Annotated in this window: 16 protein-coding genes and 1 pseudogene; 11 read left to right on the top strand and 6 right to left on the bottom strand. The window is 72.3% G+C overall.

Annotation, left to right across the window (positions count from 1 at the left end):
• Positions 1-39 precede the first annotated feature (39 nt).
• The gene (locus K4S16_RS30935; protein WP_149262602.1) at positions 40-996 is read left to right on the top strand and encodes a DUF5954 family protein; all 957 of its coding nucleotides are present in this window, start codon (positions 40-42) and stop codon (positions 994-996) included.
• 22 nt (positions 997-1018) lie between these two features.
• On the opposite strand, the gene K4S16_RS30930 is transcribed toward K4S16_RS30935, so the two are convergent.
• Entirely contained in the window at positions 1019-1384 is a 366-nt protein-coding gene (locus K4S16_RS30930) for a hypothetical protein (RefSeq protein WP_149262601.1), read from the bottom strand.
• A 197-nt stretch (positions 1385-1581) separates the two neighbouring features.
• On the opposite strand from K4S16_RS30930, the gene K4S16_RS30925 reads away from it, so the two are divergent.
• Complete coding sequence (locus tag K4S16_RS30925) at positions 1582-3735, top strand: tetratricopeptide repeat protein (RefSeq protein ID WP_160161084.1); 2154 nt, start codon at positions 1582-1584, stop codon at positions 3733-3735.
• On the opposite strand, the gene K4S16_RS30920 is transcribed toward K4S16_RS30925, so the two are convergent.
• From K4S16_RS30920 to K4S16_RS30910, 3 genes are read right to left on the bottom strand one after another with little or no spacing between them, the layout of a single operon-like run.
• Complete coding sequence (locus tag K4S16_RS30920; protein WP_149262599.1) at positions 3656-4192, bottom strand: hypothetical protein; 537 nt, start codon at positions 4190-4192, stop codon at positions 3656-3658. The genes K4S16_RS30925 and K4S16_RS30920 overlap by 80 nt on opposite strands.
• Positions 4192-5454 (bottom strand): hypothetical protein, encoded by a 1263-nt coding sequence (locus K4S16_RS30915; RefSeq protein ID WP_149262598.1) that lies wholly within the window; start codon positions 5452-5454, stop codon positions 4192-4194. The genes K4S16_RS30920 and K4S16_RS30915 overlap by 1 nt, the downstream gene beginning before the upstream one ends.
• A 14-nt stretch (positions 5455-5468) precedes the next feature.
• Positions 5469-6677: a hypothetical protein gene (locus tag K4S16_RS30910; protein ID WP_149262597.1), complete on the bottom strand. Its 1209-nt coding sequence runs from the start codon at positions 6675-6677 to the stop codon at positions 5469-5471.
• 95 nt (positions 6678-6772) lie between these two features.
• Between K4S16_RS30910 and K4S16_RS46995 the strand changes: the two are divergent.
• The 8 genes and pseudogenes from K4S16_RS46995 to K4S16_RS30875 all read left to right on the top strand — a co-directional run.
• A pseudogene (locus tag K4S16_RS46995) lies at positions 6773-7096 on the top strand (winged helix-turn-helix domain-containing protein); the annotation flags it as partial.
• A gap of 57 nt (positions 7097-7153) precedes the next feature.
• Positions 7154-10033, top strand: coding sequence for a tetratricopeptide repeat protein (locus K4S16_RS30905; protein WP_235037183.1), 2880 nt, complete (start codon positions 7154-7156; stop codon positions 10031-10033).
• 670 nt (positions 10034-10703) lie between these two features.
• Positions 10704-11834: a phosphodiester glycosidase family protein gene (locus tag K4S16_RS30900; RefSeq protein WP_200842214.1), complete on the top strand. Its 1131-nt coding sequence runs from the start codon at positions 10704-10706 to the stop codon at positions 11832-11834.
• 23 nt (positions 11835-11857) lie between these two features.
• Positions 11858-13405, top strand: a complete 1548-nt coding sequence (locus K4S16_RS30895) for a TIGR02677 family protein (RefSeq protein ID WP_235037182.1) — start codon at positions 11858-11860, stop codon at positions 13403-13405.
• Positions 13402-14568, top strand: a complete 1167-nt coding sequence (locus K4S16_RS30890) for a TIGR02678 family protein (RefSeq protein ID WP_149262594.1) — start codon at positions 13402-13404, stop codon at positions 14566-14568. The genes K4S16_RS30895 and K4S16_RS30890 overlap by 4 nt, the downstream gene beginning before the upstream one ends.
• Positions 14565-18629: a TIGR02680 family protein gene (locus tag K4S16_RS30885; protein WP_235037181.1), complete on the top strand. Its 4065-nt coding sequence runs from the start codon at positions 14565-14567 to the stop codon at positions 18627-18629. The genes K4S16_RS30890 and K4S16_RS30885 overlap by 4 nt, the downstream gene beginning before the upstream one ends.
• On the top strand, positions 18626-19846 hold the full coding sequence (locus tag K4S16_RS30880; RefSeq protein WP_149262593.1) for a TIGR02679 family protein: 1221 nt from the start codon (positions 18626-18628) through the stop codon (positions 19844-19846). The genes K4S16_RS30885 and K4S16_RS30880 overlap by 4 nt, the downstream gene beginning before the upstream one ends.
• Positions 19847-19873: 27 nt before the next feature.
• Positions 19874-20794: an SEC-C domain-containing protein gene (locus K4S16_RS30875; RefSeq protein WP_149262592.1), complete on the top strand. Its 921-nt coding sequence runs from the start codon at positions 19874-19876 to the stop codon at positions 20792-20794.
• 81 nt (positions 20795-20875) lie between these two features.
• On the opposite strand, the gene K4S16_RS30870 is transcribed toward K4S16_RS30875, so the two are convergent.
• Both K4S16_RS30870 and K4S16_RS30865 read right to left on the bottom strand, forming a co-directional pair.
• A complete protein-coding gene (locus tag K4S16_RS30870) occupies positions 20876-21082 on the bottom strand; it encodes a DUF397 domain-containing protein (RefSeq protein WP_308800879.1) in 207 nt (68 codons plus the stop codon).
• Positions 21079-21963 (bottom strand): helix-turn-helix transcriptional regulator, encoded by an 885-nt coding sequence (locus tag K4S16_RS30865; RefSeq protein WP_160161082.1) that lies wholly within the window; start codon positions 21961-21963, stop codon positions 21079-21081. Before K4S16_RS30865 ends, K4S16_RS30870 begins: the two co-directional genes overlap by 4 nt.
• 205 nt (positions 21964-22168) lie before the next feature.
• Here K4S16_RS30865 and K4S16_RS30860 point away from each other — a divergent pair, with 205 nt between their 5' ends.
• Complete coding sequence (locus K4S16_RS30860; protein WP_149262590.1) at positions 22169-23020, top strand: anti-sigma regulatory factor; 852 nt, start codon at positions 22169-22171, stop codon at positions 23018-23020.
• The last annotated feature ends 107 nt before the right edge of the window (positions 23021-23127 follow it).

Here is a 23127-nt window from a genome sequence, read left to right as displayed (position 1 = left end):
AGCCGTGCGCGCGGGGCCGCATCCGGCCAGGATGCGGGCATGACGTTCCCGCTGATGCACGGGTACGACCACATCAACGTGGCGGCCCTGCTCGATCCGGTCGCGGACGTCCGCGACCGGGAACTCGGCGAGCGGATGCTGCGGTACCCGAAGCTCTTCCCCGCTGGATCCCCCGAATTCGGTTATGCGGTGCAATTCGCGAAGGAATGGCGGATTGCGTCGCTGGGCGCGGACGGACCGGCCACCGCCCGCTACAGCCTCGCGATGGACCTCCGCACGGCCGCCGCGCGGGAGACCGACGCCCCGACCGTCCAGGCGATGCTGGCGGCGGCCGGGCGGCTCGACCCCGAGGAGGGCGAGCAGCTCGCCAAGGACGAGTGGGAGATCGGCGACCGCCGCTACCGCGTCATCCGGGTGGAGAAGTTCATCCTGCTCGGCCACCGGGTGATGGAGCCGCCCCGGTCCACCGACGCCGACCTCTCCGCGAACGGCCTGCTGCGCGACCACCTCATCGACCCGGCGGCGCCGTGCGGCCAGTGGGAGGCGCAGCTCCGGCTGAACCTGGTCGGGCGGCTGCCGGTGCCCGGCACCGTCCCCGACATGGTCCGCACGGAGGCGCGCCACGCGATCCGGACGCATCCCGGGGTGGTGCTGCTCCCGCCCACCTTCATAGCGGTCGAGGTCGACGGCGACGCCTGGGCCCCGCTCACCGGCGGCGACGACCCGGAGGAGGCCCGCGACCGGCTGGCCCGCCACTTCACCGACCTCATGCCGAGGCTCCGCGAGTTCCAGGGCGACCCCCCGACCCCCGCCGAACTCGCCGAGTGGACCGCGATCGCCGACGGCATCCGGGCGACGCCGGGCCACGAGCTCAACGTCCGCGGCCGCGAGTTCCGCACCGTCCGCGTCTGCCGCATGCTCCGCCTGGGCCGCGACGGCCCCGAGGCCCCCCGCCCCTCCGACCAGGACCGCTACGACCTCCCCACCTTCGGCTGACCCACCCTTCCGATGCGCGTCGTCAGCCGATGTTCAGATCGCCGTGGACGTCCCTGAGCTGGATCACCTTGTCGGCCCGGCCGTTGAGGACGTTGACCACGCCGTCGTGGGTGGCGGCGGCGTTGGTCTGGGCCTGGTTCCAGAGGTTCCGCAGCTCCGCGCCGAACCGCGGGTCCTCGGCCATGAGGCGCTCGACGGCCTCCGCGAGGGCGTCGATCCGGTCGGGAGCCGGATCGCCGGCCGCCCGTTCCAGGGCCTCCTCGTCGGCCGGGCGGCCGCGGAACCGTTCACGGACCCGCCGGGAGAGTTCGGCGACGGCGGCCCGGACCGGCTCTCCGGCGACCTCGACGGCCTTGCCCGCCATCGCGGTGGCGACTGCCACGGTCATCGGATCTGTCACCCCTACAGTTCATCACGACGGCCCTGACAATCCAATCTCAGAAGTTCGACATGACCATCCAATTAGTTCAGACCCGAAAAAAGAATTTCGAGCCGACTGCAATGGCCACTCGAGAATACGCAGGTAAGTTGAAGAGCGGGCGGACGTGAACCCCCTCGTCCGCCATGCCATGGAATGGATGGATCGTGCAAGCTCCCGACGGACGGGACCGGTGGGCCAACGAGCTGACCGGAACGATAGCGGGTTCCAGCGTCCAGGCGGGCTCGATCGCCGGCGGCGTCCACATCAACATGGCACAGGGCGCACCCCTTCCCGCTCCCGCACAACTGCCGGCGCCCGGACTGTTCGCCGACCGGCGCGATGAAATGGCAGAGCTGCGAGCGCTCGCGGAACAGCCGGGCCTCGTGGCCATCACCGGGCCCGGCGGCGTAGGGAAGACCACTCTGGCGCTGCACTGGCTGCATGGAGTGAAAAGCGATTACGAGGGCCAACTGTTCGTCGATTTACGCGGATTCTCCGGAGCAGACCCGCTCCCCCCGGACGAGCCGCTGGAGCGTTTCCTGCGGGCGCTCGGAGCGCTCCCGGACAGCATCCCGGTCGGCGTCGACGAGCAGGCCGCGCTGTTCCGCTCCATGACGACCGGGCGCCCCATGATCGTCCTGCTCGACAACGCGGTCTCGGCGGCCCAGGTCAGGCCGCTGCTGCCCGGCACAGGCGGGTCGCTGGTCGTGGTGACCTCCCGGCGGCGGTTGTCCGGGCTCGTGGTGGACGGCGCACGCTTCGTGGACGTCGCCCCGCTCGGTGTGCAAGGCGCGCTGGAACTGCTGGAGCGCCTGATCGGCGCGGACCGGATCGGGGCCGAGCGCGACGACGCCCGGTCGCTGGTCGACCTGTGCGGGACGCTGCCGCTCGCGGTCTGCGCGTCGGGCGCCCGCCTCGCCGCCCGGCGGCGCTGGCCGATCGCCCGCGCCGTCGCCGAACTCGGCGACGAGGCGCGCCGTCTGTCGGCATTGCGCACGGGAGAGGGAGACATATCGGTGGACGCGGTGTTCAACACCTCCTACCAGGCGCTCGATGACACGCAGGCACGCGCCTACCGGCTGCTGGGCGTCCACCCCGGCCCCGACTTCGATGTGTCCGCCGCCGCGGCCCTGCTCGAAATGGACGAGGACCACGCCACCGACCTGCTCCACGGTCTGGTGGACGCCAGCCTCCTACTCGAAGGCGGAGACGAACGCTACTTCTTCCACGACCTCGTCCGGCTGCACGCCCGTGACAAGGCCCGCGAACCGGCAGCGGCACCGGACCGCAAAGAGGCACTGGCCCGGTTAGCGGACTGGTATCTCACGTCCGCGGTCACCGCCGACCTCCTCCTGATGCCCGGACGATGGCATCTGGGCGACCACTACCAGTCCGGGCGGCGCAACGAGACGCTCACGGACCGCCACGCGGCCCTGGTCTGGCTCCAACGGGAGCGGGACAACCTTGCCGCGGTGGCCCAGGAAGCACATGAGGCGGGCCTGCACTCCGTCGCGTGGCGGCTCTGCGAGGCGGCATGGCCGCTTTTCCTCCACCGCAAGCACTACCGGGCGTGGATCCGGATGTACGAGCTCGGGCTCGCTGCCGCCCGGAGCTGCGACGATCCGCGCGCCCAGGCGCGGATGCTGGAGGGTCTCGGCGTGGCCCACCTCAACCTCCAGGAGATCGAGGCCGCCCGCGGGCGGTACGAGGCCGCGCTCGCTCTGGAGCGGCAGGCCGGCCATCGGCTCGGCGAGGCGGCGGCCCTAGAGGGGCTCGGCATCGCCGCGCTCGCCACCGGCGACCTGGCCACCGCCGTCGACCGGTTCACGAAGGCGAGGGACGTGCACACGGACCTCGACCGCCCGCGCGGCATCGCCTTGATGGAACGCCACATCGGCGAGGCGCTCAGCGCGGAGGGCCGACACGACGAGGCCGACGCCGTCCTGACCCGTGCGCTGGAGACGTTCACGCAGCTCGACGAGCCGTACCACCGAGCCCGGACCCTGACCTGTCTCGGCCAGGCCCGTCTTCTGGCAGGGCACCCGGACGAAGCCGCGGAGGCGTTCCAGGCGTCCCTCGGCGTCGCCCAGGAGACTGGCGCGCGCCACGTTGAGGCCGGTGCCCTGCGGGAGCTCGCCAGAGTGGCGGCGCGCCGGGGCGCTTCGGCCGACGAGCGCCGCTTTCTGGAGCAGGCGCTCGCCATCTACACCGAACTCGGCGCGCCGCAGGCCGGACCGGTCATGGAACGGCTCGGCGGAATGCGGACCGAACCGCCGGCGCCCCAGGAGCCACCTGAATCGCCGGATCCCGAACCCTGACCTGCGCGACGGCTTTCCCCCGCACAGAGGTGAGGCGGGTCAGCACGTCGAGCGGACGGCCCGCCACCATCCAAGCGTGCACCGCCGACGCGTACGCCACCGCGTCGTCCTCCGCGCACCTCTCCCCGAGAACCGGGACGAGCCGCGCCGACCAGCCGCCCGCGACCAGGAGACACCCGTCCCGCGTGTTCACGGCGAGGACCAGGCACCCCGGGAAGGCCGCCCGGTGGAGGGCCGGTACGCCGCCGTCGCGCACGATCACGTCTGCGCACGAGAGCGACGCCCAGGACGTCTCGCCGGGCCCGGCCACCAGGTGCTCGTCGAGTGGCTGCCTTGAGGGGGTGCCGCCACCCGGCGAGCGCTCCAGCCTGAGCACCCGGCCTCCGATCAGGACCCGTTCCGCTCCCGTGTCCCGGTACTCGGCCGGTTCGTCCCAGACCAGCACCAGCGTGGCCATCACGCCGCTCGCAGGCGGGCGGCGGGCGGACACGCCTCCGGCACCGCCACCGGCGCCGGCGCCGGCACGGGGAGGACGTCCGGCGGGCAGGCCCGGTCCTCCAGCCGCATCAACCGGTACATCTCGGCCCTGATCAGGCGGGCCGCCTCTCCCGGCCGGGAGCTCAGGTCCCGGCGCATCTCGTCGTGGACCCGGTCGGTGAACGCGTGAGCGGCCTCGGCGAGCTGGGGGACGAGCGGGCGGTCCCACTCGACCCGCGGCGCGACCGCGCCGAGCCTGGCGGTGTGGGTCCCGGGCGCCACGCTGTCCTCCGGGAACGTCCCCAGAAGCACCGGCACGCCCAGGGCCGCGCCGTAGTAGGTCACCGAGCCGTGGTCGCCGATCACACGGTCGGCGGCGACCAGCGCGGCGCGCCAGCCCTCCTCCGGCGGCAGCAGCCGGACGCCGAGTCGCAGGCAGTCCGCGTGCCAAGAGAGCACCTGCCTCCTGCGGTACCAGGACCAGACGTGCGGGTGCAGTGCCGCCACGATCTGGTACTCGTCGCGCGGTAGCTCTGTCGCCAACCGCAGGAGCACGTCGGGATGCGTCCCGAGCAGCGAGTCGCGGTCCCAGGTGGAGCTGACGAAGACCAGCCGCCTGCCGCCGACGCCCAGCGCCCGCCGGTACGCCTCGCGGTAGGGCAGGCTCGCCGTCAGCCTGTCCAGGCACGGGTCGCCGCAGACGAACGCGACCGGCCGCGCCTCCGGGCACTCGTGGTCGAGCATGCCCAGATGCCGCTCATGCGCCAGGGCGAGGGACGAGGGCACGACCCGTCCCGCGACGACGATCCGCTCCCTGATCAGCCCGGTGACCGGCCGTGCGGCCGGAGGCCCCGCGCCCCGCAGGCGGCCGAGCAGCTTGCCTGGCCCGGCCCCATGAAGGACCGTCATGACAGGGCCGTGCAGGTTCTCCAGCATCCCGTGGCTCGCCGCCACGACGAGGTCGAACCGTGTGGTGACCGCCTGCCACCACGGCAGCACCAGGCCGCCAAGATCCCGCAGATGCTCCTCCAGCCCGCCGGTGAACGCCGACGCCGGTGCCGCGGTGTAGGCGACGGCGACTCGCCGGTCGGTCTCCAGCAGCGGCATGACGTCCGCCAGCCGCGTCGCCGCCGTCAGATGGTGCGCCACCGCGAGCACGGTGCGCTGATCCGGCATCGTCGAGCCCCGCCGGGCATCCAGTCCGAACGGGCCCGGCACCCACGCGTGCGTCGTGCACTCCATGGCCAGCCTCCCTGTCACACGTCGATCGGACGGTCGGCCGGGCATTCGATGCGGAACGGCGGCGAGACCGGCTCCGCGACGGGGATCGTGGCAGGCTGCGGGAGGCGCAGGAGCCTGTACATCGTGCGGCGCACGGCGCGGTCGAACCGCCCCGGCTCCGAGGTGATCCGCCGGACCACCGCCCGGACGCGCTCCGGCCTCCATCGCGCCGCCGCCTCGGTCAGCTGCTCCAGGACCGGACGGTGCGCCACCAGCCGGACGCCGCCCGGGATCGGCGCGGCCGAGGGAGGCGCCCCCGCGCGAGGCGGGCCGCCGCTGATCACCACCGGGACGCCGGTGATCGTGCCGTACCGGGTCACCGGGCCGGGCGCGCCGATGATCCAGTCGGCGGCGACGAGAGCGGCGCGCCAGTCCGCGTCCGGTGGCAGGAGTCCCAGACCGTTCCGCAGGTCGGTTGCGCTGGGTCCGCCGGTACACGGCTGGGGCCCAGGCCCGTAGAGACCGAGGACCTGGAAGCCCTCGGGGGGTAGTTCCGTGAGCAGGCGCTGCACGAGAGTCCCCGAACCGCAGCGGACAACCCGGCAACGGCCCGAGGCGCCGATGGCAGGGAGCGCAACGACGACGAGTTTGCGATGCCGGCCCACCCCCAGGGCGCGCCGGTAGAAGTCCCGGAACGGGAGGCTCGCGACGATCCGGTCGTGGACGGAGTCGCCGACGACCACCACTTGCGTCTCCACCCCGACCTCGGCCGGCTTGGGGCGATCCATCTCGTGGGCGCACGCGAGGACCATTGGCGCCCCATGCTCTCTCCGGCCCGCTGGGCGCGGTGCGCGATCCGCGCCCGTCCCCGGAAGCACGAGCGTCGGCGCCGAGGGCCCGTGCCCGAGCGCCGGGGATGCCGCGACGACCAGGGCGAAATCGCCGGACTGCGCCTCGCGCCAGGGCAGCGGCACGGTCCCCGCGCCTCGGAGCAGCGCGTCGATCGCCGCCTCGGACGGCCCGGGCGGCGCCGTGAAGAGCACCCGCAGCCGCGGATCGGCGTCCGCGAGCCGGGCCGCGTCCAGGACGGGCTGCCCCATTTCGGGCGAGCCCACCGCCACCAGCACCGTGCGCCGATCCCCCAGTCCGCCCCACCAGCCAGGATCGAACCGGTTGAGCGCCCGGCGCCATTCGAAACCCATCGGCCCCGTCAAGGAACCCCCTTCGACCTCGGATGTCGTCATCCGTTCCTCCGTCGCGGATCGAAATGACCCGCCTTCCGGAATCGAGTGTCGATCGGGGAACTTGACGAAAACTTGCAGTCGGCCTGACTTGTAAAGTGGGGACGTCCCCTGGTGGCCATGTGAACTATGACCAGAACCCTGGCCATGCCGGGCGCTTGGTGCAAAAATCGACTCAGGAGGACATTTCCACAAAGGGGCGCCGGGTGGAGTTCCGCGTCTTAGGCCCCGTTGAGCTGTGGATCGACGGCCAGCGGCGCGACCTCGGAACGACCAAGGAGCGATGCGTGCTGGCCGCGCTCCTGCTGACTCCGCGGCAACCCGTTCCCACTGAGAATCTCATACGCCGGGTATGGGGCGATACCCCTCCCGCGAAAGCCCGGCAAGGTCTCCACTCCTATATGGCGCGTTTGCGGAATCGGCTCGAAGGCGCGGAGGGCGTGGCCCTGGTGTCGCGACAGGGCTCCTACCAAATCGATGTGGCGGACGAGTCGATCGACCTGTACCGGTTCCGGCTGCTGCGCGACCAGGCACGTGCCATCGCCGAGAGCGGCGACGACGAGTACGCCCTGGACCACCACCGCCAGGCCGCCGCGCTTTGCCGCGCCGAGCCGCTCGCCGACCTCACCGGCGACTGGGCCGAGCGCGCCCGCCGCAATCTGGAGGAGGAGCTGCTCGCCGCCGCCCTCGACCGCATCGATCTCGAACTCCAGCGCGGCAACCACACCGATGTCGTTCGAGAGCTGTCGGACCTCACCGACCGGCACCCGCAGGACCAGCGGCCGGTCGCACAGCTGATGATGGCCCTCTACAGGTGCGGTCGCCAGGCCGAGGCACTGGAGGTGTACCGGCGTACTCACAGCCGTCTCGTGGAGGAGTCCGGGACGGAGCCGGGCCCGGGGCTGCGACAGCTCCAGCAGCGGATCCTGCGGTCCGACCCCGCACTTCTGCGGGTCCCGGGCACCCAGCTGAGCGTCGACTGGTCTCCGCACACGCTGCCCCACGACCCGCGTGTGTTCGTCGGACGCGACGAAGAGCTCCGGCAGCTCATGGACATGGTGCCGGCCGTCGGGGAGGGCGGGTCCGCGGGCGCCTCCACGGTGACCGTCATCACCATCGACGGAATGCCGGGCGTCGGCAAGACGGTGCTGGCCGTCCGCCTCGCACACCGCCTGGCCGAATACTTCCCCGACGGACAGATGTTCCTGTCCCTGCACGCGCACGACCCCGGGCAGAAGCCGCTCGACCCCGCGGACGCTCTCGACACGCTGCTCCGCATGATCGGGCTTCCGGCGACCCGCGTTCCCCGGGCGCTGGACGAGCGCGCCGCGCTGTGGCGGTCCCAGCTGGCGGCGAGCCGCGCGATCCTCGTCCTGGACGACGCCGCGAGCCACGAGCAGGTCAGGCCGCTGCTGCCCGCGTCCGCCGGATGCCTCGTGATCGTGACCAGCCGCCGGCGACTGACCGGGCTGCACGACTCCTGGCCGCTGTCTTTGGAGATGCCGCCGGTTCGGGACGCGGCGGCCCTGTTCACCGGCATCGCGGGAGCCGGACGCGCGGAGGCCGGGGACGAGGTCAGGGAGGTGGTCGAACTCTGCGGGCGGCTGCCGCTCGCGGTGGGCATGGTGGCGAGCCGGCTACGGCACCGCCGCGCCTGGACCACCCGCGACCTCCTCGCCCGGTTGTCCCCCGACGACCGCCGACTGGACGAGGTGCGGGACGAGGGACGCGAGATCACGACCGTGTTCGAGGTCTCCTACCTCGGGCTTCCCGAGCCGCTGCGGAACGCCTTCCGGGCGTTCGGGCTGCATCCCGGACCCGACGTGACGGCGCATGCGGCTGCGGCGGCGCTCGGACGCCCGGTCCGGGAGGCCGAGCGGATCCTGGAGGAACTCTTCGACCGCCATCTGATCACTGAGCCGGTCAGCGGCCGATACCGCTTCCACGACCTCGTGCACGACTACGTCCGCCGCCTCACCCGCGAGACCGACCCGGAGGAGGAGCGCCGCCGGATCGTCCGTCGCATCCTGGACTTCTACCTCGCCGCGGCCGAGCAAGCGGACCGGCTGATCTCCCCGCATCAGGCCGTGCACGACCTGCGGCTGGTCCACACGCCCCCAGAACTTCCTTCGCCACGAGACGAGGCGGAGGCCACCGCATGGTTCGTCGCCGAGTACCACTGCCTGCTCAACGCCGCCGCCGAAGCCGAGCGCGCGGGGCTGCCCGGCCACGTCGCCGGGTTCGCGCGGGTGCTCGCGGGATACCTGGAGTCGGAGGGGCTCTGGGAGGTGGCGGAACGGCTCCACTCACGCGCGATCATCGCCGTCCGCGACAGCGACGACGGGCCAGGGCTCGCCCGCGCGCTGTCGGACCGCAGTCTCGTCCGGTTCCGCAGCGGCGAGTACGACAGCGCACTGGAGGACGCCGAGCGGGCCTTGGCGGTCTTCCGGTCGGCAGGTGAGCGACACGGTGAGGCGGACATCCTCGATCGCATGGGCCTCATTTACTGGCACCTCTCCCGCTTCCCCGAGGCGCTCGCCCACGGTGAGGAAGCGCTCGCCATCCACCGATCGTTAGGCGACCGCCGCGGCGAGGCGAAGAATCTCGACTACAGCGCGATATACCTCGAATACATGGGGCGATACCGGGAGGCCGAACAACTGCGCCTTCAGGCATTGGCCCTATTCACCGAGATCGAGGATCCGCGCGACCGGACGATGGCGCTCAACAACATGGGCGATCTCATGCTGCGTATGGGCGCGGTCGACAAGGCGGTGGACTACTACGGGCGGACGGCCGCCGCGGCAGCGGAACTCGGACGCCAGAACCAGGCCATCATGCTCATCAACCTGGGCAATGTCAGCAGACATACCAGCGACCACGAGAGAGCTCTGGAGCACTATCGAAAGGCACTCGCCCTGACGATGGAACTGGGCGACCGGCGAACCCAGGTCGAGACTCTGATCGGCATTGGCGCCACATTCCATATTACCGGTCGGTACGGCGAGGCTCTCGTCCATCACGAGCGGGCACTGGCCATATCGCAGTCGATCAACGAGCGATACGAGGAGACGCTCGCCCTCCGACACCTGGGCGAGACGCTGATGGCCTCGGGCCGGTATCCGGCCGCCATCGAACACCTCCAGCGGGCCGGCGACCTCGCCGCCCGCATCGGCGTGCCGTACGAGATCGGCAAGGCGCTGGAGAGCCTCGGCACGGCCTACCTGCACGTCGAGGGCCGGGACAAGACCCGGGAGCACTGGCAGGAGGCCGCTCGAATTTTCGAGTCCCTGGACCTGCCCGAGGCCGAGGACCTCCGATCCCGCCTACGCCGCCTCGACGAGGCAATTGGGACATAAAGCTCGATCCACGCACTCGCTTAGCAATGTGACATGCGTCGCACACGAATCCGACATAACTAACATATATGGATTGACCACTCGGCTTGCTGATTAGTCAGCGACGACCCCCGTCGGCCCTTATACTTACGGAAAGACCCGCGGATCCGTTGGATTCGCTCGAGAAGATAGGGCTTTCAAAGATGAAACGCCTTCTGATATTTCCGCTGACCGCTACCCTTTGGGTCCTCCTCACGGAGGTGGCCCACGCCGCTTCCTCCGTGCACATGACCTGAGTCACCCAGTAGCGCATCGGGTGGGGTCGCAAGAGGCGGCCTCGCCCGATTGTCGTGTCGGGTGGCTCGCTGCCACGTCCATCGAACGCGTCGAACAAAGCTGCATCGAATGTTAGCGCGCTGGCGGCCCGCCTTTCACCGTCCCCGCGTCATGATCAATGGACTGTGGTCGGGAGAAGGGCGGGCAGATGGTGCGTAGGTGGGTGGCCGGTTGGGTGGCGGCGGTCCTGGTGGCGGGGGTCGGAGGAGTGCCCGCGCGGGGTGAGGTGGGGCCGGCGCCTGGGGTTGACGGGGCCGGGTCGGGGGAGCGGCCGGACGGGCGGGTGCGGGGGCTGCCGTCTTCGGCCGGGATCGGGGAGGTGCGCTTCACCTCCTCGGAGCAACTTGCCTCTGGCGTGACGTTCCGGACGTTTGAGACGTCCGGAGTTGGCGGGGCTGTTGCCGGGGATCTGCTGGACGTCGATCTGCGGAAGGCCGAGGTCGGGCTTCTGCGGCCGCCCGTGGTCGCCGCGCGGCGGACGGTGTCGGCCATGGCGGACGCGCAGCACGCCGTGGCCGGGGTGAACGGCGACTTCTTCAACATCAGCGAGACCCATCCCGGGGTGGTGCCCACGGGGTCGTCGTCCGGGCCGGAGGTCGATGGCGGCCGTCCGCTCAAGGGGGCCGTGCCGGACGGGCAGCGGTTCGGGCCCGCGCTGCCGCCCGGGACGTCCACCGAGGACGTCATCGGGGTCGGCGACGACAGGCGCGGACACATGGCCCGCCTGCACCTGACCGGGACCGTCCGTTCCGGCGGGACGTCCATCGCCCTGCGCGGCCTCAATCAGTACGCGCTTCCGGTCGGCGGCGTCGGGGCGTTCGGCCCCGAGTGGGGCGAGGTGTCGCGGCAGCGTGCGGTGTGCGGGACCGACCAGGTGCGAAGCGACCCGTGCAGCACGAACACCGCCGAGGCGACCGTGCGGCGGGGCGTGGTGACGGGGGTGTCAGGCACGGTGGGCGGCGGCGCGATCCCGGCCGGCACGACCGTGCTCGTCGGGCGGGAGAAGGGCGCCGACGCGCTGCGCCGGCTCAAGCCGGGCGACCGGGTGCGGGTCTCCTACCGCTTCACCGGGCCGGTCCGCTTCCGGTTCGCCGTGGGCGGGTTCCCGATCCTGCGGGACGGCAGGCCGCTGGACGGCCTGGGCACCGCCGGCCCGGCGCCGCGCACGGCCGCCGGGGTGAGCCGCGACGGCCGGCACGTCTACCTCGTCGTGGTGGACGGCAGGTCCGTGCTGAGCGGCGGCGCGACCATCCCCGAACTGGCGTCCCTCCTGGACAAGGCGGGCGCCGACGACGGCGTGAACCTCGACGGCGGCGGCTCGTCGACCTTCGTCGCGCGCTCCCCCGGCGAGGGCTCCGTGACCGTCCGCAACAACCCGTCGGACGGAACGGAACGCGCGGTCGCCAACGGCATAGGCGCCTTCCCCTCCTTCGCGGGCCGTCCGTCCGGGTCCGGCCCCGACGGACCGAACGGACGGCTCCCCTAACCCCGAGACCCCACAATGGTGCGGTGACGGATCTGGACTCGGGGCCGGACGGACCACTGCCCTTCGCGCATCTCAGCGCGCCCAACGCCCCCCTCTACCGGGACGTGCTGCGCTCGTTCGCGCGGGCCAAGGAGCGCTTCATCGTCCACCTGCGTCCCGAGGACGTGGCCGCGGAGCTGCGCCGCGACACCGACGAACAGCTCGCCCAGGCGCTGGACAAGCTCGTCGAATGGGGCAACCTGCGCGCCGACGCCGACACCGGCCGCGTCACGACCGTCGAGGACTTCCACCGCAAACGGTTCCTGTTCCAGCTGACCCCGGCCGGGCACGCCGCCGAGCAGGCCATCGCGTTCTACGAGGAGGCGATCGGGCAGCGCGGCGTCCTGCAGTCGGTGGCGCTGGCCGACATCGCCGACCAGCTCGCCGCCCTGGCGGCACTGGCCGGCGAGCCCGACCCGGATCCGGCCAAGGCCCATCTGCTGCTGCTGGCGCTGGCCGAGCGGTTCTCCTCGCTGGCCGACAACGCGCAGGCGTTCATGGCCTCGCTGCGCCGGGCGATCGACTTCTCCGACGGCGACGTGGAGGGGTTCATCGCCTACAAGGAGCGGCTCATCGACTACATCAACCGGTTCATCGCCGACCTCGCCAACTCGGGCGCCCGGATCGCGGCGCTGCTGGCCGAGGTGGAGTCGCGCGGCCACGAACGGCTGCTGGCGGTGGCGGCGCGGCGCGAGGCGTCCGACGCCGTCCCGGAGGGCGCGGACGCCGCCGAGGCGTACGGCCGCGCCGAGGGCGCGGCGCTGGAGTCGTGGCGCAACCGGTGGCGGGGCCTGCGCGACTGGTTCGTGTCCGGCGGGACGGCACGGCCGTCGCAGGCGCGGCTGCTCCGGCAGTCGGCGGTGACCGCGATCAAGCAGTTGGTGGACACGGTGGGGCTGCTGAACGAGCGGCGCTCGGGCCGGTCGGACCGGTCCGCCGACTTCCGGGCACTGGCCCGCTGGTTCGCCGAGGCGCCGGACGAGGAGGCGATGCACCGGTTGTGGCGGACGGCGTTCGGGCTGACCTCCGCGCGGCACCTGACCGTCACCGCGGCGACCGTGGCGGCGTGGGAAGAGGAGGCCCCGCAGGGGCTGCCGTGGGCGGAGGCGCCGCCGGTGCGGATCTCGCCGCAGCTGCGCCGGACCGGCTCCTACGAGCGGCGCGGAAAGCCCAACCGCGTCCAGGACCGGTCGGAACTGCGCCGGCTGCTCCGCGAGCGCGCCGACCGCGAGGCGGCGGAGACCGCGGCGGCACGGGCACGGCTGCGGACCGGCGGCCCGGTGCGGCTGTCGGAGCTGGGCGTCCTGGACCCGCGGGCGTTCCGCCTGTTCCTGGCGCTGCTGGGGGACGCGCTGGCGGCGCGGCTGCCGGGCGAGACGGAGGTGAAGGCCCTCACCGGGGACGGGTCGATGGAGGTGCGGCTGTCGCTCGTCCCGGACGGCGGCGAGATCCGGATCGTGACCAAGGACGGCGTGCTCACCGGCCCCGAGCACATCATCGAGATCACCGACCTGAGCGGGGCGGGCGCGTGAGCGACGACGACCTCGCGCGGCGACGGTCGGCGCTTCGGGCGCTGCTGAAGCGCCCGCTGCTGACGGTCGAGTCCGATCCGGAGGACCTCGTCCTCGTCCGCCGGCACCAGTCGGAGCTGCGGGACTGGCTGAACCGGGAGACGGGCTGGCGCCTACAGGTGGACGCCGAGACGGCCCGGCTGTTCAAGACGGCGCCGACGCTCGACGACGGGACGCATCCGGTGCGCGGCAAGGCCGGCGAGCCGTTCGGGCGGCGCCGCTACGTCGTGCTGTGCCTGGCGCTGGCGGTGCTGGAGCGCGCCGACGCGCAGACGACGCTCGGCCGGCTCGCCGAGGAGGTGCTGAACGCCGCCGCCGAGCCGGACCTGGCGTTCCCGTTCACCCTGGACAGCCGGGCGGAGCGCGCCGACCTGGTCGCCGTGGTGCGGCTGCTGCTCGGCTGGGGCGTGCTGCGGCGGGTTTCCGGCGACGAGGAGTCGTACCTGTCGGCGTCCGGGGACGTCCTGTACGACGTGCGCCGGATCGTCCTCGCGTCGCTGCTGACCGGGGCGCGCGGGCCGTCCACGGTCGCCGCGGCGGGGTTCGAGGAGCGGCTCGCCGAGCTGACCGACGAGCCCGTCCCCGACACCGACGAGCTGCGCAACCGGGCACTGCGGCACCGCCTGACGCGCCGGCTGCTGGAGGACCCGGTGGTGTACTACGGCGACCTGGACGACGCCGAGCGCGGCTACCTCGTCTCCCAGCGCGTCGCGATCACCCGCCGGATCGAGGAGGCGACGGGTCTCGTGCCCGAGCTGCGGGCGGAGGGAATCGCCATGGTCGATCCGGACGACGAACTGACCGACGTGCGGATGCCCGAGCAGCGCACCGACGGCCACGTGACACTGCTGGTCGCCGAGTACCTCGCCGAACGCTCCGAGGCCGGGCGCGACGAGCTGGAGTCCTTCGTCCGGGACGCGGCGGCGCGGCACAGATCGTTCTGGCGCAAGGGCGTGACCGAGCCGGGCGCCGAGTCCGAACTCCTGGACATCGCGCTCGGAAAGCTGGTGGCGCTGCGGCTGGTGGAGGCGCGGCCGGACGGACGGGTCCTGGCGCGTCCCGCGATAGCGCGGTACGCCGTCGATGAGCCGACCATCCGCGACAGAGGAAAGGCGGAAAGGTGACACAGGCGCCCCTGCCGACGTCGGAGCGCTGGAAGCCGCTGCGCGCCGGGCTGGTCGACATGTTCTACTACGACGTCGAGGAGTTCCGGTTCCATGACGGGCGGCTGCTGCTGCGCGGCAACAACGGCACCGGCAAGTCGAAGGTGCTGGCGCTGACGCTGCCCTTCCTGCTGGACGGTGAGCTGTCCCCGCACCGCGTCGAGCCGGACGGCGACCGGCAGAAGCGGATGGAGTGGAACCTGCTGCTCGGCGGGAAGCACCCGCATCCGGAGCGGCTCGGCTACACGTGGCTGGAGTTCGGCCGGCTCCACCCGGACGGGACGCCGGAATACCGGACGCTCGGCTGCGGGCTGAAGGCGGTGAAGGACCGCGGCATCGTCCGGCACTGGTTCTTCGTCACCGCGCAGCGGGTCGGCGCCGGCCTCTCCCTCGTCTCGGAGACCGGTGTGTCGCTGACCCGGGAGAAGCTCCGTGAAGCAGTGGACGGCCACGGCATCGTCTACGACCGGGCGTCGGACTACCGGCGGGCCGTGGACGACGCGCTGTTCGGGCTGGGCGAGCACCGCTACGAGGCGCTGGTCAACCTGCTGATCCAGCTCAGGCAGCCGCAGCTGTCGAAGAAGCCGGACGAGCGGCTGCTGTCGCGGGCGCTGACGGAGGCGCTGCCGCCGCTCAGCCCGGCGCTGATCACGACGGTCGCGGAGGCGTTCCGGGGCCTGGACGAGGAGCGGGACGCGCTGCGCGCCCTGGAGGAGGCGCACAAGGCGGCGACGGACTTCCTCGGGCACTACACCCGGTATGGCCGGATCGCCGCGAAGCGGAAGGCCGCCGGTCCCCGCCTCACGCAGAGCAGGTACGAGCACCTCAACCGTGAACTCGCCGAGGCCGAGACGCGGTTCGCGGCCGCCGAGACCGAGTTGACCGAGGTGGCGGGGCTCCTGGACGGGCTGGCCGCGGACAAGACCCGGCTGGAGGCGCACCGGCAGGCGCTGGAGGCCAGTCCTGAGATGCGCGAAGCCGAGCGCATCGAGCAGATGGGCGAGGAGGCCCGCCGCCGAGACGCGCACGCGAAGGCGCGGGAACGCGACCGCGACGAATTGTCCGGCGAGGCCGCGCGCAAGCAGGCCAGAGCCGAGACGACGCGGTCGCGGGCGGACGAGGCCGAGTCGTCCTTCGGCACCGTCCGGGACGATTCGGCGGCTCTGGCTGCGGCCGCTGGATGCGGCCCGGCGCACGCGTCTGCCATGGACGGCTGGGAGGCCGGCCTCACGGAGGCGCGCCGCGCGACCGGCGCGCTGGCCGACGACCGCTCCCGCGCCCTCACCGAACTCGACCGGCTGATGGCGGCGGTCACCGCCGCGCGGACCCTGCTGGAGACCGCGACCGCCGAGGCGGAACGGCTGGTCGGCGAACTGCAGGCCGCGGCCGAGCGGATCTCCGCGGCGGACGCGGAGACGCGGGCGGGTGCGGCGGACCTGCTGGACGCCTACGTCACCTACCTTGCGGGGCTGACCGAGATCCGGGTGGACGACCCCGACACGGTCCTCGCGACGCTGGAGGAGTGGGCCGAGACCGCCGACGGGCGCAATCCCGCGGTGACCGCCGTGGACGACGCCGCCCGCGAGGCCACGGCTGCGCTGGGCGGCCGGGTCGCGGACGCGGAGTCCCGGCTGCGGGCCGAACGCGCAAGCGAGACTTCGCTGCTGGAGGAGATCGGGCGGCTGGAGGCGGGCGGGCACGACGCGCCGCCCGTCCCGTACACGCGCACCGCCGAACGGGAGGGCCGGCCGGGCGCGCCGCTGTGGAAGGTCGTCGACTTCGCCGAGACGGTGCCCGCCGACCACCGCGCCGGGCTGGAGGCCGCGCTGGAGGCCTCCGGCATCCTCGACGCTTGGGTGACCCCCGACGGCGCACTGCTCGGCACGGACGACACGTTCGTGCTGACCGGGGAGGCCGTCCAGGGGCCGTCATGCGCCCTGGTCCTGCGTCCCGCGATCGACCGCGCCGACCCGCGGGCCGCCGCGCTCACCGCCGACGCGGTGCACGCCGTCCTCACCGGGCTGGGGCTCGGTCCGGGCACGCGGACGTGGGTCGCGGTGGACGGCCGGTGGGCGAACGGCGTCCTCGGCGGCTCCTGGCGCAAGGACAGCGCCGACTTCATCGGCGAAGGCGCCCGCGAGGCCGCCCGCCGCGCCCGGATCGCACGGCTCCGCGCCGACCTCACCGAAACCCGGTCCCGGATCGCGGCGCTGGGCGTGGAGCTGGACAGGTTGGCGGCGCGGCGGGAGACGCTGGCCGCCGAGCACCGGGCCGTTCCCCGCGACACCGCACTGCGCGAGGCCCACGTCCGGCTCGCCGGCGAGCACCGCAGGCGGCGGGAACTCGACGACGAGCACGCGCGCGCGGAAGAGGCCGTGGCACGGCGCCGCGAGGAGGTCTCGGCGGCGGCGGAACGGGCCGCCGAGTTCGCCTCCGACGTCGGCCTGCCCGATGGCGGACCGGAGCTGGCGCGGGTGCGCGAGGCGGTGGGCGGCTACCGGATGGCGCTGGCGGAGCTGTGGCCCGCCGCGCGGACCCTGCTGGCCGCGAGGGAGTCGGCGCAGGAGGCGGCGGGCGAACTCGCGCGCGTCCGGGAACGGCTGGCGGAGGCGGCGGAGGAGGCCGCGGAGGCGCGCGGGCAGGCCGATGCCGCCGCCGAGGCGCACCGGGCGCTGGTCGAGACGGCGGGCGCCGCCGTCGACGAGCTGTTCCGGCGGTTGGAGGAGGTCAAGCGGGCCCTCACCGACCGGGCGGGCGCCGAGTCGCGGGTCCGCGACCGGGAGCGGTCGGCGGTCGCGGAACGCGGCAAGGCCGAGGAGGCCCGCGACAGGCTGCGCGAGCAGATCACCGAGGCGGCCGAGGTCCGCGACAGGGCGGTGGCGGAGTTCCGCGCGTTCGCCGCGACCGGCCTGCTGGCCGTGGCCGTGCCCGCCCTGGACGTCCCGGACCCGTCCGAGGAGTGGGCGCCCAACCCCGCCGTCCTCCTGGCCCGCGCCGTCAACACCGAACTCGACGCGGTGGACGACGGCGACGGCCCGTGGGACCGCGTCCAGAAGCGGGTCTCCGAGGAGCACAAGCTGCTGTCGGACGCGATGTCCCGGCACGGGCACTCGGTCGGCCTCACCGTGCACGACGGGATCATGGTCGTGGACGTGCTCTTCCAGGGCCGCACCCGCGACGTCCCCAAGCTCGCGGAGGCGCTCGAAGCCGAGACGGAGCAGCGCGCCCGCCTCCTGTCGGCCCGCGAGCGGGAGATCCTGGAGAACCACCTGCTGAACGAGGTCGCGGGCACCCTCCAGGAGCTCATCGCCGCCGCCGAGGACGAGGTGCGGGAGATGAACGCCGAGCTGACCTCTCGCCCGACGTCCACCGGGATGCGGCTGCGGCTCGTCTGGAGGCCCGCGAAGGACGCCCCCGAGGGCCTCGACCGCGTCCGGGAGAAGCTGCGGCAGACCATCGACGCCTGGTCGATCGACGACCGCGCCGCAGTCGGCCGGTTCTTGCAGGACCAGATCGCGCGCGAGCACGCCGACAACCCGGCGTCCGGCTGGACCGAGCAGCTCACCCGTGCGCTGGACTACCGGTCGTGGCACGCGTTCACGATCCAGCGCCTCCAGGACGGCCAGTGGCGCCCCGCGACCGGCCCCGCGTCGGGCGGCGAACGGGTGCTGGCCGCTTCGGTCCCCCTCTTCGCGGCCGCGTCCGCGCACTACAAGTCGGCCGGCAACCCCCACGCGCCCCGCCTCGTCGCCCTGGACGAGGCGTTCGCGGGCGTGGACGACGACTCCCGCGCCAAATGCCTCGGCCTGCTCGCCACCTTCGACATGGACGTGGTCATGACGAGCGAACGCGAATGGGGCTGCTATCCGCAGGTGCCGGGCCTGTCGATCTGCCAGCTGTCCCGCCGCGACGGCATCGACGCGGTCCTCGTGACACCGTGGCGCTGGGACGGCCGCGAACGCACCCGCGCCGACCTGCCCGCCCCGGAACCGGCGACCGGGCAGGCGGGCATCTTCGAATGACGGACGCCGACCGCCTACGCCGCCTGCTCGGCGGGCCGGACACCGCATGGCTGGTGCAGCGCGTCCGCTCCCGTCTGGAACGCGGCGCGCCGCTCACGGGGAAAGTGACCCTGGCGGAGGCCACGTCGGCCGAACGCCGCGCGGCCGAACTGCTGCTCGGCCGCCGCGCGGGCACCGGAACGTCGCTGTCGGTATCGCTCTCCGAGGTCGACCGCGTCCTGCGCGCCAGCGGAGCGTCCCCGGACGGCCTGGCCACCGCCGTCGAACTCCTGGACGGCCCCGTCCGCGATCTGGCCCGCGAGAACGCCGCGCTCGCCGCCGCGTGGCGGGACGCCTTCGCCCCGCTGGACGAGGCCCTCGCCTCCCGCCCCGAACTGGCCGAATGGCGCGCCTGGTTGGACGCGACCGGCCTCGTCCGGCGCCTGACGTCCGGCCCCGCCGAAGCCGCGGACGTGCTCCACCGCCTCGCCGCCGTGGTGCGCCGCCTGCCGTCCCCGGACATTCCCCTCGGCCAGTTCGCCGCCGAGACCTGCGGGCAAGCCCATGCACTGGACGACGGCCCGCTCGCCACACTGGCCCTCTCGTCCGCCCGCGCCCTCGCCGGCCGGCCGTTCCGCGCGGACGGCGGCGCCGAGTCCCGCCGGGAAACCTGGGCGGCCGTGGGCGTGCACCTGGACGAGCTCTCCTCGACCGTCCTGTGCCTGGGCCTGCCCGGCGACGCGCACACCCCCTTGGGCCGCATGCTCGCCGCCATGCGCGGCGAACCCGTGTCGCTCACCCTCCGCCAACTACGCCGCCACATGGCTCCCATACGGGCAGACCTCGTCCGCATCTGCGAGAACCCGGTCGTGGTGGCCGCCGCGGCCGACGCGCTGGGTTCCGCCTGCCCGCCGCTCGTCTGCTGCAACGGCCGTCCGTCAACAGCGGTCTGGCGCCTGCTCGAACTCCTCGCTGAAGGCGGCGCCGAGTTCGCCTACCACGGCGACTTCGACTGGGGCGGCATCGCCATCGCCGCCGCCGTCCACACCCGCATCGGCTGGCGCCCCTGGCGCTACGACGCGTCCGCCTACCTCAAGGCAGCCTCGGACACGCCCCTGGCGGGCCGTCCCGTCCCGACCCCCTGGGACCCGTCCCTGGCCACCGCGATGAGGGACCGCGCCGTCCGCGTGGAGGAAGAGCAGGTTCTCGCCGACCTCCTCACCGACCTGGCCCCCTGACGGTACTGACGCTTATACGGTGGCCCTGTGAAGGACTCCAAGGAACGGGCGCGGCTTCACGCCCAGGAACTCGAACGCGAAGCCGTGAAGTACCCGGACGAGTGCGCGGAGATCCTGCTGGAGGCGGGCGGCCAATGGTCCTTGGCGGGCGAGCCCGACCGGGCACTGCGGATCTACGAGGACGTCGAGGCCATGGACGCGGGTGAGGACTCGCAGTACGCCACCGCGGAGAAGATCTCCCTGCTGGCCGGCCTCGGCCGTACCGACGAGGCGGAAGCGGAGATCACCCGGCTGGGCCGGGCCCACGTCCGCCCCGGGCCGGCCCAGATGGTCGCGGAGTTCCTCGAAGAGCAGGGACGACTCGAAGAGGCTCTCACCTGGTTCAACACCGCCTGCCGCGACCTCATGACGGACGACGGGGAACTCGCCGAAGCCAAGCTGCTCGTCCGGCCCGAGCTGCATGGACGCCAGCGCGTCCGCCAGGCGCTCGGCCTCCCGCCCGACGCCCTCGACCTGCATACCGAGGACCAGCAGGCCGAGATGGCCGAACTCCTTGAAAGGGCCGCGGCCCCGTCCCAACCGACCGCGGGATCGTTCTACGTGCGCGCGGACGTCGAACGCGCCTTCGCCGAGGGCCTCGTCCACGGCACCGCCCCCACCGACGCGTCCACCTACTTCCGCGACGTCGAACGCGGCTGGCGCGCCTCCAGCGACGAGATCGGCGCCTCCAAGCTCCGCATCCTCCCGACGACGGTGGACGACCTCCTCAAGTACGCGAACGACCACGACCGCGACCCGAAGGACCAGCAGACCCGCGCCGACCACCTCATGGACCGCATCCGCGAAGGCGCCCCCACCCTCGACTGGCCCCCGGAACGCAACGCCCCCTGCTGGTGCGACTCAGGCCGCAAGTACAAGAAATGCTGCGGCTCCCCCACCAACCGCTGACCACGGCACGAGCGGCGTCCTCCGCCCGCAGCGCAACACGCCGCACCCCAGCCTGGGGTGCGGCGTGTCACTGGAGCGAAGTCAGAGGTCGTATGCGCCCCGCTTGATCTGCACCACCAACGCTGCCCACACGTCGCGCTTCAAGGCCAGGACGCCGCCTCCGGTGTCCTTGGAGTCCCTCACGAGCTGCCTGGCACCCAGTCGGGCGACTTCAACACAGTCGCCCCCAGTACTACCGCTGTGCGAACTCTTGCGCCAAGCTATGCCGGACAACGCACCGACGTTCACGCACCCAACCTCCCTGCTTCGTCCCACTCTGCGGCAATATTCTCAATCATGGCGATTGAGTCTCTCGGACTCAACGCCTGGGCTCGCAGGGAGTCGAACGCCAACCGGTGGGTTTCAACCTCGGGCATCTTGTCCATCAGCAGCGTTCCTGCCCGATTCTCGACATACGCGTACTCAGACACGGCAGCGTCTCCCAGGTCGAGTGTGAGCACTGTGAACGAACCGCACGTCCCCGGGTGAGCTCCGACCGAGAACGGCAGGACCTGCAACTTGATGTTGCGGCGCCGAGCCAGGGACGCAAGAACGCGCAACTGTTCGGCCATGACCCCGGCCTCTCCAACAGCGCGACGTAGAACCGCCTCATCGAGCACGACCCAGTACTGAAGAGGGGCATCTCCGCTGAGAATCGCCTGGCGGGCGAGCCGGGCCTCAACACGCGCCCGGATCTCCTCGTTCGATGGCGGTCGAGGCTCGACAGATAGCACCGCGTGGGCATACTCCGCGGTCTGAAGGAGGCCAGGTACCCACTCACTGGCGTAGGCGTGCATCTCCGTGGCCTCGGCCTCCAGGCCGAGATAGAGCCCGAAGCCGGGGTGCAGAACCTCGTCGTAGCGCTGCCACCAGCCGCGTTGCCGCGCCGCCTTGGCCAGTTTGGTGAGTTGCGCCGTCTCGTCCGGCGTCGCACCGTACAGCTCCACGAGCCGTTCGAGGACGCGGGCGGACACCGAACTCTGCCCCGTCTCCATCCGGCTGATGGTCGAGTCCGTCCGGGCGATGTGACGTGCCGCGTCGTCCGCCGCGACGCCGGCTCGGGTCCGCAGCGCGCGAAGGCGGATGCCCAGCATGATCCGGCGGACGGTCGGACTCTCGGGGCGTGGCATGAGGGCACCTCCTGGGTGGTCAGTGGTCATTCTGCACTCGCAAGCTCGCATTGCGTGGTAGATCCCACACACACAGTCTTTTCGGTCACTGCATATGAGTTTTTGAAACGGGATTGCATCTTAACGTTGCGTCAGTCACTATCGAGCCATCCACACGACACGTAATGAGACGCACACGAACTGTGATCATTGGGAGGCAGGCTCGATGGAGGTCAAGGGGGCTTGGGGACTGGTGACGGGCGGGCTGTGCGCGTGGCGGCTGCCGGGGGACGAGAGCGGGCCGGCGGCGGCGCGTCGTCTCCTTCACCAGGCGATGTCGGAGCTGCGGCTCGACCGGGACGTGATCGAGGACGGGAAGCTCGCCGTGTCCGAGACCGCGACCAACGCGCTGCGGCACGCCGGGACCGCGCGAAGCGACCGGCCCCCGACCCCGCCGGAACTCTGGATCTGGGCGCGGACCGTCCCGTCACCTCAGCTCATCGTCTCCGTCTTCGACGGCGAGCGGGCGTCCACACCGCGTGCGGCCGGGGCCGGGTTACTGGACGAGCACGGCAAGGGCCTCCAACTCGTCCGCGAGGTCACCTCCGACTGGGGCAGCGCGCCGACGCGCTCACGCGTCAGCACCGTCCCCGTCTACGGCAAGGCGGTCTGGTTCGCGCTTCCGCTGCCCCGCGAGTGGCCCGGACTGCACTACAGGGTCCACCCGGGGACGGCCGCGCAACACCTGCTCCTCAACCTCACTCGCCGCGGCTTCGAGGGGACGCGCAACACCGCCGATGACGGCATGTCCGTCCTGGTGCTCCCCGACCTCAACGTGTGGGTGCACCGCCGGACCTTCTGCTGGTGGGCCACCCCGCACCGCTACGTCCGTCGCCCCCTCATCGATCTCCAGGAGACCACCGAACTCCTCGTCCGCCACCTCGACTCGGTAAGGCTCGCCGAGCAGTTGCGCGACCTTCGTGCGTACGGGCGGCAGCGCACGGCCGAACTGGGGATCGAGCCCGCCGACATTCCCGAACGGATCCGGGAGTTCCTCAAGGGCGCAGACGGCACCTGACCATGCCGGCCAGGTGGGCTATGACATCAACGTGCTGGTGACAGCGGGCGACCACAGGCGACAACCCCTGCCACGGCGCAGCACCCCCCGATCGTGGCCGCTGCGCC

This window comes from Actinomadura sp. K4S16 (assembly GCF_008327685.1).
Classification (GTDB): Bacteria; Actinomycetota; Actinomycetes; order Streptosporangiales; family Streptosporangiaceae; genus Spirillospora.
Note: the sequence above shows the minus strand (reverse complement) of the source record. Positions and strands in the feature narration are given on the sequence as shown.